Here is a 14101-nt window from a genome sequence, read left to right as displayed (position 1 = left end):
AGGGCCGGAACCAACAGAATTCAGAAGGTGCTTTATGACCACAGCCAATGTTTACCAACAACGCCCGACTACCGGTGCCCGTGCCGAGTCGTCGCTGCACCATGCCGACCTCGCCAGCCTGGTCGGCAAGGGCCGCAAAAACGCCGGCGTGATCGTGCGTGAGAAAAAACTCCTCGGCCACCTGACCATTCGTGGCGATGGCCACGACGCGGCGTTCGCGGCCGGTGTGCACAAAGCGCTTGGCATTGAATTGCCCGGCGCGCTGAGCGTGATCGTCAAAGGCGAAACCAGCCTGCAATGGATGGGCCCGGACGAGTGGCTGCTGATCGTGCCAAGCGGCGAAGAATTCGCCGCCGAGCAGAAACTGCGCGAAGCGCTGGGTGATCTGCACATTGCTATCGTGAACGTCAGCGGCGGCCAGCAGATCCTCGAACTGAGCGGACCGAACGTGCGTCAGGTGCTGATGAAATCCACCAGCTATGACGTGCACCCGAACAACTTCCCGGTCGGTAAAGCGGTGGGCACGGTGTTCGCCAAGTCGCAGCTGATGATTCGACACACGGCCGAAGACACCTGGGAGTTGCTGATCCGTCGCAGCTTCTCGGATTACTGGTGGTTGTGGTTGCAGGATGCTTCGGCCGAGTACGGCCTTAGCGTTCAGGCCTGATGATGATCGTTCCCACGCTCCGCGTGGGAATGCATCCCGGGACGCTCCGCGTCCCAAGAGCGGACGCAGAGCGTCCATGGCGGCGTTCCCACGCAGAGCGTGGGAACGATCAGAGGAAAAAATATGAGCCGCGCCCCAGACACATGGATTCTGACCGCCGACTGCCCCAGCGTCCTCGGCACGGTGGACGCGGTCACGCGTTTTCTGTTCGAGCAGGGCTGCTACGTCACCGAGCATCACTCGTTCGATGACCGCCTCTCGGGGCGCTTCTTCATTCGCGTCGAATTCCGCCAGCCGGACGGCTTCGACGAGCAGTCCTTCCGCGAAGGCCTGGCCGAGCGCGGGCAAGCGTTCGGCATGCTGTTTGAGCTGACCGCACCGAACTACCGGCCGAAAGTGGTGATCATGGTCTCCAAGGCTGATCACTGCCTCAACGACTTGCTCTACCGCCAGCGCATCGGCCAGTTGTCGATGGACGTGGCGGCGGTGGTGTCCAACCATCCGGATCTCAAGCCGCTGGCCGACTGGCACCAGATTCCCTACTACCATTTCCCTCTCGACCCCAACGACAAACCGGCGCAGGAGCGTCAGGTCTGGCAGGTGATCGAAGAAGCCGGTGCCGAACTGGTGATCCTCGCTCGCTACATGCAGGTGCTGTCGCCGGAGCTGTGCCGCAAGCTCGATGGCAAGGCGATCAACATTCATCACTCGCTGCTGCCGGGCTTCAAGGGCGCCAAACCGTATCACCAGGCTTACAACAAAGGCGTGAAACTGGTCGGCGCGACGGCGCATTACATCAATAACGATCTGGATGAAGGGCCGATCATTGCTCAGGGCGTCGAGGCGGTGGATCACAGTCATTACCCCGAGGATCTGATCGCCAAGGGGCGCGATATCGAAGGCCTGACGCTGGCGCGGGCGGTTGGGTATCACATCGAAAGACGGGTGTTCCTGAACGCCAACAGAACCGTCGTTCTCTAGATCGCCAAAAGATCGCAGCCTTCGGCAGCTCCTACAGGGGGATGCGATCCATGTAGGAGCTGCCGAAGGCTGCGATCTTTTGATTTACCGAGCACTCAACGCGCTGCCCAACCGGGGCAACGCAGTTCCATAAAAACAACAGCGAGGTGAAAGCATGTCTGGCAATCGTGGTGTGGTGTATCTCGGCGCTGGCAAGGTCGAAGTACAGAAAATCGACTATCCGAAAATGCAGGATCCGCGCGGTCGCAAGATCGAACACGGGGTCATCCTCAAAGTGGTCTCCACCAACATTTGCGGCTCCGACCAGCACATGGTGCGCGGCCGGACCACGGCGCAGACCGGTCTGGTGCTGGGCCACGAGATCACCGGTGAGGTGATCGAAAAGGGCTCTGACGTCGAAAACCTGAAAATCGGCGATCTGGTTTCCGTGCCGTTCAACGTGGCTTGCGGGCGCTGCCGTTCCTGCAAAGAGCAACACACCGGCGTCTGTCTGACCGTCAACCCGGCCCGTGCCGGTGGCGCTTACGGTTACGTCGACATGGGCGATTGGACCGGCGGCCAGGCCGAATACGTGCTGGTGCCGTACGCCGACTTCAACCTGCTGAAACTTCCGGACCGCGACAAGGCCATGGAGAAAATCCGCGACCTGACCTGCCTCTCCGACATCCTCCCGACCGGTTACCACGGCGCCGTCACTGCTGGCGTTGGCCCGGGCAGCTCCGTGTACATCGCTGGCGCCGGTCCGGTCGGTCTGGCGGCTGCCGCTTCGGCACGTCTGCTCGGCGCGGCGGTAGTGATCGTCGGCGACGTCAACACCATCCGCCTGGCTCACGCCAAAGCCCAGGGTTTTGAAATCGTCGACCTGTCCAAGGACACTCCGCTGCACGAACAGATCGCTGCACTGCTGGGCGAGCCGGAAGTCGACTGCGCGGTGGACTGCGTCGGTTTCGAAGCACGCGGCCACGGCCACGACGGCGTCAAGGCCGAAGCCCCGGCCACGGTGCTCAACTCGCTGATGGGCGTGGTACGCGTGGCCGGCAAGATCGGTATCCCCGGCCTTTACGTCACCGAAGATCCGGGCGCCGTCGACGCCGCCGCGAAAATGGGCAGTCTGAGCATCCGCTTCGGTCTGGGCTGGGCCAAATCCCACAGCTTCCACACTGGGCAAACGCCAGTGATGAAATACAATCGCCAGTTGATGCAGGCGATCATGTGGGATCGCATCAACATCGCCGAAGTGGTCGGCGTGCAGGTCATCAGCCTCGATCAGGCGCCGGAAGGCTACGGCGAGTTCGATGCCGGTGTGCCGAAGAAGTTTGTGATCGACCCGCACAAGTTGTTCAGTGCGGCTTAAGGTCTTACCGCAACAGAAGACGGCGACCCGAGGGTCGCCGTTTTTTATTGTCGTGCTTTTCACATTTTCTCGACGGATCGTAGCTGAAAATGGATCTGCAACCCGGAACATGCCACCCGATCCCCGGTCAAACCGCCAGTTTCGTCGCCGTTACCCGGTGGCAGCTTTTCCCCAAGAGGATGTCTGAATGAAGATTTCACGCGGTTTTGCCCTGGCATCGCTCCTGACCCTGGCAGCGGGGCCGGTATTTGCCGGTTTCAGCCTGAATGACGTGGCCGGTGCGGTGTCGGGCATGCAGGGTGGCGACAAGGCCGCGGCGGCTGCGCCGACCTCGGAGACCGCCGGTCTGCTCAGTGCCCTGAGTGCGCTGGACGTGACACCAGAGCAAGCGGTGGGCGGCACCAGTGCGATGCTGGGTCTGGCGAAGAATCAATTGAGCAGCACCGACTACTCGCAACTGGCCAAGGAAGTGCCGGGCATCGACAAGTTGTCCGGTGGCAGCGGCAATCTGGCGGCGCTCGGGGCGTTGCTCGGTTCGTCCGGCAAGTCTGCTGGCCTTGAGAATGCGTTGGGCAATGTCAAAGACAGCAACGACCTCAACAACGCGTTCAGCGCGCTGGGCATGGACACTGGCATGATCGGCCAGTTTGCCCCGGTGCTGTTGCAGTACTTGGGTCAGCAGGGCGTCGGCGGTTCGCTGTTGAGCAGCCTGGGCAACATCTGGGGCACCGGCACCGGCAGCTGAGTCAGCGGCGCTCGTTGCGCAACGCGACGATGCGCTGATCCTTCTCGGTCCAGAGCTGGTTGACCCAGTTCTGGACGCGCAGACGAAACGCCGGATCCTTCTCGTAATCGCCCTGCCACAGCGAGGGGTCGAGTTCGCGGGTGCGGATGTCGATGATCACGCGTGGCACGTTGCCGCTGATCAGGTCCCAGAAGCCCGGAATTTTCTCCTGCGGATACACCACCGTCACATCGAGCATCGCGTCGAGCTGTTCGCCCATTGCCGCCAGCACAAACGCCACGCCACCGGCCTTGGGTTTGAGCAGGTGGTTGAACGGCGATGCCTGCTGCGTGCTTTTCGCCAGGGTGTAGCGGGTGCCCTCCAGATAATTGACCACTGTCACGGGCTGGCGCTTGAACAGCTCGCACGCCGCTTTGGTGATCTCCAGATCCTTGCCCGCCAGTTCCGGGTTCTTCGCCAGAAAGGCTTTGGTGTAGCGCTTCATGAACGGGTAATCCAGCGCCCACCACGCCAGGCCCAGGAACGGCACCCAGATCAGCTCTTTTTTCAGAAAGAATTTGAAGAACGGCGTGCGCCGGTTGAGGGTCTGGATCAGCGCCGGAATGTCGACCCACGACTGATGGTTGCTGACCACCAGATAGGACGTGTCGCGGCGCAGATCGTCGCCGCCGCGTATGTCCCACTGCGTCGGGATACACAGCTGAAAGATCAGCTTGTCGATTTCGGCCCAGGTCTCGGCAATCCACATCACCGCCCCGGATGCACAGTCACGCCAGCGCCCGGGTGCGACCAGTTTGAGCAGGGCGAACACCATCAGTGGCCCGATCAGGATCAGGGTGTTGAGCAACAGCAGCAGGGTGACGAAACAGCCGGTGAGCAGGCGGCGCATAAGCAACTCTATTAAATGTCAGGGGCGGGCCATGATAAGCAGCTTCGCGCGGCAGGCCAAATCGGCGCTGACGAATGTTTCACTTCAGTCCCGTTAACCTGATCGTTCCCACGCTCTGCGTGGTAACGCCGCCCGGGACGCTCCGCGTCCCCTATGACGCAGAGCGTCACAGGATGCATTCCCACGCAGAGCGTGGGAACGATCAACCGCGCGGCGGTCTAAAATCCCGTTGCCCAACCTCCCAAGGAAGCCCCTTACGTGAAATCCCTCCTTGCTCTGTTTGCCCTTGTCGCGCTGCCGGTCATGGCCGCCGAGCCGACGCTGTACGGTCGCTACGAATACATCGCGCTGCCGGAAATCGGTGGCGAAGTGCTCAAGGCCAAGATGGACACCGGCGCGCTGACCGCCTCGCTGTCGGCCAAGGACATCGAAACCTTCACCCGCGATGGCGAAGACTGGGTGCGTTTCCGCCTCGCCACCAAAAATGCCAGCAACAAGGTCTTCGAACATAAGGTCGCGCGCATCAGCAAGATCAAGAGCCGCTCCGATGAAGATGACGAAGAGCGCGACACCAGCGAGGTCGCCAAGCGCCCGGTGGTGGATCTGGAATTGTGCCTGGGCAACGTCAAGCGCACCGTCGAGGTCAATCTGACCGACCGCAGCCACTTCAACTACCCGCTGCTGATCGGTGCCAAGGCTTTGCGCGAGTTCGGCGCGGCGGTCAATCCGGCGCGGCGCTACACCGCCGACAAGCCTGACTGCTAAGTGGTCTGATTGACGTAACCCCGGGCTTGGGGCACCGTTCGCGCACTAACTGCCACGGGCTCGGACGCCATGCCGCACATCCTGATTGTCGAAGACGAAGCGGCGATTGCCGACACACTGATTTTTGCCTTGCAGGGCGAGGGGTTCAGCACCACGTGGCTGAACCTCGGCGCAGCGGCGCTGGAGCATCAGCGGCAAACCCCGGCCGACCTGATCATTCTCGATATCGGTCTGCCGGACATCAGTGGCTTCGAAACCTGCAAGCAGCTGCGGCGCTTCACGGAAGTGCCGGTGCTGTTTCTCAGCGCCCGCGACGCCGAGATCGACCGCGTCGTGGGTCTTGAGATCGGCGCCGACGATTACGTGGTCAAGCCGTTCAGCCCGCGTGAAGTGGCCGCGCGGGTCAAAGCCATCCTCAAGCGCATGGCGCCGCGCCCAACCCCGGAAGCAGGCTCAACGCTATTTCGCATCGATGCCGAACGCGTGCAGATCAGCTATCGCGGCCAGCCGCTGAGCCTGACCCGCCATGAATTTCGTCTGTTGCAATGCCTGCTTGAGCAACCCGAGCGGGTATTTAGTCGCGAGCAACTGCTTGATGCCCTCGGCGTAGCCGCCGATGCCGGCTACGAGCGCAGCATCGACAGTCACATCAAAAGCGTGCGCGCCAAGTTGCGCCTGGTGCGCGCCGAAGCCGAGCCGATCCAGACCCATCGCGGCCTGGGTTACAGTTACAGCCCGGGGCACAGCTGATGTCGTTGGGTCTGCGGATCTTTCTGGTGTATGTGCTGTTTGTCGGCCTGACCGGTTATTTCGTCCTCAACACGGTGATGGAAGAAATTCGCCCTGGCGTGCGTCAGTCCACCGAAGAGACGCTGGTGGATACCGCCAACCTGATGGCAGAAATCCTGCGCGACGATTTCAAGGCCGGCACCCTCAGCGAGAATCGCTGGCCGCAATTGCTCCGCGCCTATGGCGAGCGCCAGCCGCAAGCGACGATCTGGGGTTTGCCGAAGAATCAGGTCAACCATCGCATCTACGTCACCGACGCCAAGGGCATTGTCGTGCTCGACTCCAGCGGCGTCGCGGTCGGCCAGGATTATTCGCGCTGGAACGATGTCTACCTGACCCTGCGCGGCGAGTATGGCGCGCGCTCCAGCCGCAGCGATCCTGACGATCCGAACTCCTCGGTGATGCACGTCGGCGCGCCGATTCGTGACAACGGCAAGATCATCGGCGCGGTCACCGTGGCCAAGCCCAATAGCTCGCTGCAACCCTATGTCGATCGCACCGAGCGGCGTTTACTGTTTTACGGCGCCGGGCTGATCGGCCTCGGTCTGTTGTTCGGCGCGTTGTTGTCGTGGTGGCTGAGTCGTGCGCTGCACCGCTTGACCGGCTATGCCCAAGCGGTCAGCGAAGGCCGACGCGTGGAAGTGCCGCATTATCGTGGCGGCGAACTGGAGCAACTGGCGACGGCGGTCGAGCAGATGCGCACGCAGCTCGAAGGCAAGGCCTACGTCGAGCGCTATGTGCACACCTTGACCCATGAATTGAAGAGTCCGCTGGCGGCGATTCGTGGTGCGGCGGAGTTACTGCAAAGTGAAATGCCGGCCGTGCAGCGTTTGCGCTTTGTCAGCAATATCGACAGCGAAAGCGCACGGATGCAGCAGTTGATCGAGCGCCTGCTCAATCTGGCGCAGGTCGAGCAACGCCAAGGCCTGGAAGAACGGGTGGCAGTGCCGCTGGCGCTGTTGGTCGCAGAACTGCTCAAGGCGCAGGCAGCACGGATCGAGGCCAAGCGACTGGGTGTCGAGCAAGCGATCGGTGAGGATCTGCTGTTGCTTGGTGAGCCGTTTCTGCTGCGTCAGGCGCTGGGCAATCTGCTGGAAAACGCGCTGGATTTCACCCTGGCGCAAGGGTTGTTGCGCTTGAGTGCCGAGCGGGTTGGCGAGCAGATCGAGTTCCGCCTGTTCAACCAGACCACGCCGATCCCCGATTACGCTTTGCCGCGCCTGACCGAGCGTTTCTACTCACTGCCGCGCCCGGACAGCGGACGCAAGAGCACCGGGTTGGGGCTCAATTTTGTCGAAGAAGTGGTGAAGTTGCATGGTGGCGGGATGCGCATTGGCAATGTCGAGGGCGGGGTTGAGGTGGTATTGCGCCTGCCTTGAGATAGCCAAAAGATCGCAGCCTTCGGCAGCTCCTACATTTGGAATACGGTACAACTGTAGGAGCTGCCGAAGGCTGCGATCTTTTGATCTTTCCACACAATCTCCATATTCCCCGCACATTCCCTCCACACCGCATCACCAGACTCCCCGCATCCAAACAGGGAGAGTCCCATGAACAAGAATCTGACCATCAAGCTCGGCGCCATCGCCTTGCTGATCCTGCTGTTGCTGATCCCGCTGCTGCTGATCGACGGCATCATCGATGAGCGTCAGCAATTGCGCGACGGCGTGCTCGAAGACATCGCGCGCAGCTCCAGTTACAGCCAGCAACTGACCGGGCCGGTCATGGTGGTGCCGTATCGCAAGGTCGTGCGAACCTGGAAAACCAACGAAAAAACCAACAAACGCTATGAGGACATCAGCGAAGCCCGCGGGCGCTTGTACTTTCTCCCCGAGCATTTCGAACTCGACGGCCAAGTCCAGACCGAGCTGCGCAAACGCGGCATTTACGAGGCGCGACTGTTTCACGCCGATAACCGCATCGACGGGCATTTTTCCCTGCCGGCGCAGTTGGGCATCAAGGAAAACTTTGCCGATTACCAGTTCGACGCACCGTTCCTCGCCGTGGGTATCAGCGATATTCGCGGTATCGAAAACGCGCTGAAACTCGAGCTCGGCGGCCAGCAACTGGACTTCGTACCCGGCAGCGAAGTGGCGTGGATTGGTGAGGGCGTACACGTGACGCTACCGGCACTCGACGCCAGCAAAGCCACGCAGCTGACCTTCGGCTTCGACCTGCGCCTGCAAGGCACCGGCTCGCTGCGCGTGGTGCCGGTGGGCAAGACCAGCAGCGTCAGCCTCGCCGCCAACTGGCCGCACCCCAGCTTCGTCGGCAACTTCCTGCCGGCCAAGCGCGAGATCAACAATCAGGGCTTCAGCGCCGATTGGCAGACCTCGTTTTTCTCAACCAACCTGCAAGAGGCAATGGAGCGCTGTGTCGCCGGCGATTGTGACGCACTCAACGGGCGCAGCTTTGGTGTGAGCTTCATCGACCCGGTGGATCAGTACCTCAAGAGCGACCGGGCGATCAAATACGCGCTGCTGTTCATCGTCCTCACGTTCGCCGGTTTCTTCCTCTTCGAAGTGCTCAAGAGCCTGGCGGTGCACCCGGTGCAATATGCCTTGGTCGGTGTCGCGCTGGCGTTCTTTTACCTGCTGTTGTTGTCGCTGTCGGAACACATCGGTTTTGCTCTGGCGTATCTGCTATCGGCGAGTGGCTGTGTGTTGTTGATCGGGTTTTATGTCAGCCACGTCCTGCGCAGCGCGCGGCATGGCCTGAGTTTTTCGGCCGGGCTGGCGGCGTTGTATGGCCTGCTTTATGGATTGCTGAGCGCTGAGGATTACGCGCTGCTGATGGGCTCGCTGATGCTGTTCGGTCTGCTCGGGGTGTTCATGGTGCTGACGCGCAAACTGGACTGGTACGGGATCGGGCAGAAATCGGCCAAGCCGTTGGAGTTTGATGTGGAGGTGATGCAATGAGCCGGGTGGGATTGCGTGAAGATCGGCGGGAGCTGGAGGTTTTGGTGACGCTGATTTTTGCAGCGCTGCCATCGGAACCGAGGTGGTGCATTCGCGAGCAAGCCCGCTCCCACATTGGATTTTTGTTGCTGCAACCATGGCATGAACAACACAAATCAACTGTGGGAGCGGGCTTGCTCGCGAAAAGGCCGGAACAGGCGCCGCCGGCTTAAGGCTTGGGCATCGTGGCGATCATGGACGGTCGCTGACTCACCTCAACGAACCAGTTGGCCAGTTGCGGGTTGGCATCCCGCCAGTCCATGTCCGGGAAGCGCAGGTCCAGATAACCCAACGCGCACGCCACGCTGATCGCCGCGACATCGAAATGGCTGGTCAGCTCGGCAATCGCCTCGCTCTCAAGCACCGCGAGGGCGCGGCGGATCTTGTCGCGCTGGGCATCGAGCCATTCGTCCCAATGTTTTTCCGCCGGGCGCAGCACGGTTTCATAACGCACCATCACTGAAGCATCCATGATTCCGTCGGCCATCGACGCCAGCGTCAGGCGCCGCCAGCGCGCCGCGCCTTCGCGGGGGATCAGCGGATTGCCGACGTGCTGCTGATCGAGGTACTCAAGGATGACGCGGCTGTCATGGATGACATTGCCGTCGGCCAGGCGCAGGGCAGGGATCTTGCTCAACGGGTTGTCGGCGATCAGCGCCGGGTTCGGGCTGACCGGGCTGAGCACGCAGTCTTGCAGCGCGACGCGATCCTGCTGACCGGTCTCGTGAAGCAGCACCATGACCTTGCGGACGAAGGGCGACAGGGTGTTGTGGTACAGGGTCATGCTGGGGGCGGACATGGGTGAACCTCGTTGGTCGGCGAATAGCAGGAGATTAGCCGTAGGAGCTGCGGAACGCTGCGATCTTTTGAATTTGATTCTGCTGTCAACAGCAAAAGATCGCAGCGTTCCGCAGCTCCTGCAAGGATCTCAGCTTCGCCGCATTAATCCTGTTATCGCCAGAAATGCCGGCACGCCAAGCCCGACCCAGCTCAACGCATCCCAGATTCCATCCCCCAGCAATGCGGCAAACAGCCCCGCCGCACTGAGCAGGGCGATCACGATCGGTGTGCTGAAGACTTTCCAGAAACTCGACTGACGTGGCTTCATGCCGAGGCCCCCGCCGTTTCCAGTACAGGCTTGGCCGCCTTGCGCCGCACCACCCACAAATACACGCCGCTGGCCAGCACGATGATCGTCAGCACGTCCAGCGTCGCCCAGAGAATCTTCATCGGCATGCCGCCGTAGTCACCAAAATGCAGCGGCTGCGACATGCCCATGGCGTCCATGTACCACGGCCGTTCCGCCACAGCTGTCACTTGCAAGGTCGTTGCATCGATCAGTACCGGCGTCAGCAGATGCGAGGTCAGATGCGTGCCACCCTTCATGAACACCGAGTAATGGTGCTCGCTGGAAAAACGGGTGCCGGGGAAGGCAATGAAGTCCGGCTTCATCCCCGGGGCTACTTCCTCGGCGATGTCGAGCAAGCGCGTGGCCGGGGCCAGTTGGGTCAGCGGCGGCGCATCGCGATACGGCGCGATCAGGGTGGTCAGCGCGTCGTTGCGCCACGCGGCGATGAGCAGGTCGGCGCAGGCGCTGATCACCCCCGTCACGCCCACCACCAGGCACCAGGTCAGGGTGACGACGCCAATCAAATTGTGCAGATCGAGCCAGCGCAGTCTTGTCGACTTGTCCTGGCGCACGGTGCCGAATTTCAAGCGGCGCATGAACGGCAGGTACAACACCGTGCCGGAGACGATCGCCACGACAAACAGCAGCCCCATGAACGCCAGCAGCAACTTGCCCGGCAGCCCGGCGAACATGTCCACATGCAGGCGCAGGATGAACAGCATCAGGCCGCCGTTGGCCGAAGGGGTTTCCAGCGCTTCACCCGTGCGCGCATCGAGCATGAAGGTGTGCGAAGAGTTCGGCTCGGTGTCGGCGGTTTTGGCCATGATCGCGAACGCCGCGTTCGGCTCTTCGTCGTCATAACCGAAGTACTGCATGACTTCGCCCGGGCGATGCTTCTGCGCAGCGTCGACCAGTTGCTGCAGGTTGAGTTGCGGCGTGTCGGCCGGCATCTCGCGCAGCTCGGGGGCGTTGCCGAGCAAATGATCGATCTCGTGGCTGAAAATCAGCGGCAGACCGGTCAGCGCCAGCATCAGCAGAAAGACTGTGCAGATCAGGCTGGTCCAGGTGTGGATGAACGACCAGCGGCGGATGGTTTTACTTTTCATTGCATGACCTTCAAAAACACCAAAGCCGCCCGCTGCGGGCGGCCTGGGAACAGGGCCTGTTTCAGCTCACTGGCTTACCACTTGTAAGTGGCGCTGGCGACGACACTCCGCTGGTCGCCGTAGTAGCAGTTGTAGCTGTCGCAGGTGGAAAGGTAGTCCTTGTCAAACAGGTTGGTCGCGTTGAGCGCCAGCGACGCACCTTTGAGGGTTTCGTCCAGACGACCGAGATCGTAATGTGCCGAAGCGTCGAACACGGTGTAGGCATCGGCTTTGCCCAGCCAGGTGTTGGCTTGATCGCCGTAGGTGTTGCCAGTGTAACGGGCACCGAATCCGATGCCGAAGCCGTCGAGTACGCCGCTATGCCAAGTGTAGTCGGTCCACAACGATGCTTGCTGATTGGGCATCAGTTGAAGGCGGTTGCCTTTGAAGTCGCCTTTTTGCACTTCGGATTTCGCCAGCGTGTAAGCAGCGATCACTTTCAGGTTTTCAGTGAGGTCGGACGTGGCTTCCAGCTCCAGACCCTTGACTTTCACTTCGCCAGTCTGGCTGGTGATCGGCGTGTTGCCAACGGTAGTCGTCACGGCAACGTTTTTCTGGGTCAGGTCGTAGACCGCTGCGGTCAACAGGGTTTTACTGCCCGGCGGCTGGAATTTAACGCCCAGCTCCCACTGTTTGCCTTCGGTCGGCTTGAGCGACCCGGTAGCGCTGGCGTCTGCGCCTGCAGTGGTCTGGAAGGATTCAGCGTAAGACAGGTAGGGCACGAAGCCCGAGTCGAACACATAGCTGATCGCTGCGTTGCCGCTGAAATGTTTCTCGCGATCGGTGTTCGTCGCATCGGTTTTGTTGAAGCGGGTAGCGGTGTGAACCCAGTCTTCGCGACCACCGAGCGTCAGGCGCCACTGGTCGAGAGCCATCTGATCCTGCACGTAGAGGCCGGTCTGGTTGATCTTCTGGTTGTAATCCAGATAGGCCGCCGAACGATCCGGCCGGACGATAGGTTGCCCATAGATCGGGTTGTTGACGTTGGTCTTCAGACCATCACCATAGATCGAAAGAAAGTTGCTGTTGTTACGCTGGTGATCCAACCCCAGTAACAGCGTGTGGCGAACGTCTCCAGTCGAGAAATCGGCTTGCAGATTATTGTCCACAGCAAACTGACTGATGTCTTCATCGACAGAAGTGCTGGTTCGGCCAACGTTGCCCTCGGCATCAACCGGGTTGAATTCATAGGCGCCGACGGTCAGAGCCTGGAACGACAGGTCCGACTTGGTGTAGCGCAAATTCTGCTTGAACTGCCAGACGTCATTGAGCCGATGTTCGAAGGCATAGCCCAGCGCGTAATAGGTGCGGTCGTAGTATTCCCAGTCCGGATCGCCGAGATTCTTGTGGTGAGAGATATCACCGAGCGGCGATTTGATCTTGGTGCCCTGGATCGGCAGAAACTGGCTGGTGATGCCGGTGTCGTCGCGGGTGAACTGGCTCAGCAGGGTGAACCGGGTGTCGTCGTCGATGTTCCAGGTCAGGCTCGGTGCGATGTTGTAGCGCTTGTTGTCGATGTGATCGACCTGCGTGCCGCTGTCGCGCACGACGCCGCTGAGGCCATAGAGAAACTGCCCGGCGTCATCGATCTTGCCGGTGCTGGCGAAGTTGATCTGGCGGTGGTTGTCGCTGCCGTATTGCAGCTGTACTGCGCTGCTGGCCTCGGCGCTCGGGCGGCGGCTGACCATGTCGAGCAGACCGCCCGGCGGAGTCTGGCCGTAAACCGACGAGGCCGGGCCACGCAGCAGGGCGAGGCGGTCGAGGTTCCAGGTTTCCTGTTTCGGGTTGGCGTACACGCCTTTGGGCAGCGGCAGGCCATCGAGGAACTGGGTCGGCTCGAAACCGCGCACGCGCAGCCAGTCGGCACGGGTGTCGCTGCCGTAGCTGCTGGCGGTGATGCCGGGCATGTAGCGCACGGCATCGTCGAGGCTGTGCACGCTGCGGTCGTCCATCTGCTGGCGGGTCGCCACCGAGATCGAACGCGGTGCTTCGACTAGTGCGGTGTCGGTCTTGGTGCCGGCGGCGGTGCGCGTTGCGGTGTAGCCTTCGACCGGGCCCCAGGCGCTTTCGAAGTTTTCCACGCCAATGACCGAAGTTTCCGGCAGAGCCAGCGTGCCCTCAGGCACGGCCACCAGGGTGTAAGTGCCGGCGCTGCTTTGTTCCAGTTGCAGACCGGTGCCACGCAAGGCTGCGCGCAGGGCACCGGCGGCGTCGTACTGGCCGTCGACCGGCGCCGAAGTCTTGCCTGCGGCCAGCGCTGGATTGAGTGAAAGGGCGAGGCCGCCCTGGCTGGCGATCTGGTTCAGCGTGGTCGACAGCGGCGCTGCTGGCAGGTGGTAGGCGCGCACGCTGGACGCTTGCTCAGCGGCGAGCAACGGACTGCTGATCAGTGGTGTGCCCAAAGCGATGGCAAAAGCCAGCAGACTGGGGCGCAACAAGGTGTCTGGCGAACGGGACATACGGCGGCTCCTGAATGGAAATATTTCTCAATTGCCTGTGTGCCGGACGAGATTGGAAAAGTGATAGGGCCAGATGAAAATTATTTCTATTAACTGAAAAACCGCCACATCTCTGCGGGATTGATCGTTGCCATGCGCAGCAAAGGAATGCCTCAATGGACGCTCTGCGTCCGCTTCGGCAGGGACGCAGAGCGTCCCGGGCTGCATTCCCACGCAGAGCG

General features: G+C 61.2%; 13 protein-coding genes. 8 read left to right on the top strand and 5 right to left on the bottom strand.

Features of this window, described 5'->3' with window-relative positions:
* The first annotated feature begins 34 nt into the window (after nucleotides 1-34).
* From CXF97_RS22040 to CXF97_RS22025, 4 genes are all read left to right on the top strand, one after another.
* On the top strand, nucleotides 35-667 hold the full coding sequence (locus CXF97_RS22040; RefSeq protein ID WP_016772832.1) for a sarcosine oxidase subunit gamma: 633 nt from the start codon (nucleotides 35-37) through the stop codon (nucleotides 665-667).
* A gap of 123 nt (nucleotides 668-790) precedes the next feature.
* Nucleotides 791-1648 carry a formyltetrahydrofolate deformylase gene (gene purU / locus CXF97_RS22035; protein ID WP_101161020.1) on the top strand — a complete coding sequence of 286 codons (858 nt, stop codon included), beginning with the start codon at nucleotides 791-793 and terminating at the stop codon, nucleotides 1646-1648.
* 154 nt (nucleotides 1649-1802) lie between these two features.
* Nucleotides 1803-3002, top strand: a complete 1200-nt coding sequence (gene fdhA, locus CXF97_RS22030) for a formaldehyde dehydrogenase, glutathione-independent (RefSeq protein WP_101161018.1) — start codon at nucleotides 1803-1805, stop codon at nucleotides 3000-3002.
* A 187-nt stretch (nucleotides 3003-3189) separates the two neighbouring features.
* The gene (locus tag CXF97_RS22025; RefSeq protein WP_101161015.1) at nucleotides 3190-3747 is read left to right on the top strand and encodes a DUF2780 domain-containing protein; all 558 of its coding nucleotides are present in this window, start codon (nucleotides 3190-3192) and stop codon (nucleotides 3745-3747) included.
* 1 nt (nucleotide 3748) lies between these two features.
* Here CXF97_RS22025 and CXF97_RS22020 read toward each other — a convergent pair whose 3' ends face one another.
* Nucleotides 3749-4636 (bottom strand): acyltransferase, encoded by an 888-nt coding sequence (locus tag CXF97_RS22020; RefSeq protein WP_101161012.1) that lies wholly within the window; start codon nucleotides 4634-4636, stop codon nucleotides 3749-3751.
* A gap of 258 nt (nucleotides 4637-4894) precedes the next feature.
* On the opposite strand from CXF97_RS22020, the gene CXF97_RS22010 reads away from it, so the two are divergent.
* The 4 genes from CXF97_RS22010 to creD all read left to right on the top strand — a co-directional run bounded on the left by CXF97_RS22010 (nucleotide 4895) and on the right by creD (nucleotide 9108).
* On the top strand, nucleotides 4895-5401 hold the full coding sequence (locus tag CXF97_RS22010; RefSeq protein WP_101161008.1) for an ATP-dependent zinc protease: 507 nt from the start codon (nucleotides 4895-4897) through the stop codon (nucleotides 5399-5401).
* 69 nt (nucleotides 5402-5470) lie between these two features.
* Entirely contained in the window at nucleotides 5471-6151 is a 681-nt protein-coding gene (gene creB / locus CXF97_RS22005) for a two-component system response regulator CreB (RefSeq protein ID WP_101161004.1), read from the top strand.
* Complete coding sequence (gene creC, locus CXF97_RS22000; protein WP_101161001.1) at nucleotides 6151-7569, top strand: two-component system sensor histidine kinase CreC; 1419 nt, start codon at nucleotides 6151-6153, stop codon at nucleotides 7567-7569. Before creB ends, creC begins: the two co-directional genes overlap by 1 nt.
* 171 nt (nucleotides 7570-7740) lie before the next feature.
* A complete protein-coding gene (gene creD, locus CXF97_RS21995; RefSeq protein WP_101160998.1) occupies nucleotides 7741-9108 on the top strand; it encodes a cell envelope integrity protein CreD in 1368 nt (455 codons plus the stop codon).
* Between the two features lie 208 nt (nucleotides 9109-9316).
* On the opposite strand, the gene CXF97_RS21985 is transcribed toward creD, so the two are convergent.
* The 4 genes from CXF97_RS21985 to CXF97_RS21970 form a co-directional block, all read right to left on the bottom strand.
* The gene (locus CXF97_RS21985; RefSeq protein WP_101160993.1) at nucleotides 9317-9946 is read right to left on the bottom strand and encodes a glutathione S-transferase; all 630 of its coding nucleotides are present in this window, start codon (nucleotides 9944-9946) and stop codon (nucleotides 9317-9319) included.
* A 129-nt stretch (nucleotides 9947-10075) separates the two neighbouring features.
* Nucleotides 10076-10255 carry a hypothetical protein gene (locus CXF97_RS21980; protein ID WP_101160989.1) on the bottom strand — a complete coding sequence of 60 codons (180 nt, stop codon included), beginning with the start codon at nucleotides 10253-10255 and terminating at the stop codon, nucleotides 10076-10078.
* The gene (locus tag CXF97_RS21975) at nucleotides 10252-11382 is read right to left on the bottom strand and encodes a PepSY domain-containing protein (RefSeq protein ID WP_101160985.1); all 1131 of its coding nucleotides are present in this window, start codon (nucleotides 11380-11382) and stop codon (nucleotides 10252-10254) included. The genes CXF97_RS21980 and CXF97_RS21975 overlap by 4 nt, the downstream gene beginning before the upstream one ends.
* A gap of 74 nt (nucleotides 11383-11456) precedes the next feature.
* Entirely contained in the window at nucleotides 11457-13880 is a 2424-nt protein-coding gene (locus CXF97_RS21970; protein WP_101160983.1) for a TonB-dependent siderophore receptor, read from the bottom strand.
* Nucleotides 13881-14101 lie beyond the last annotated feature (221 nt).

This window comes from Pseudomonas sp. Choline-02u-1, assembly GCF_002836515.1.
Classification (GTDB): domain Bacteria; phylum Pseudomonadota; class Gammaproteobacteria; order Pseudomonadales; family Pseudomonadaceae; genus Aquipseudomonas.
Note: the sequence above shows the minus strand (reverse complement) of the source record. Positions and strands in the feature narration are given on the sequence as shown.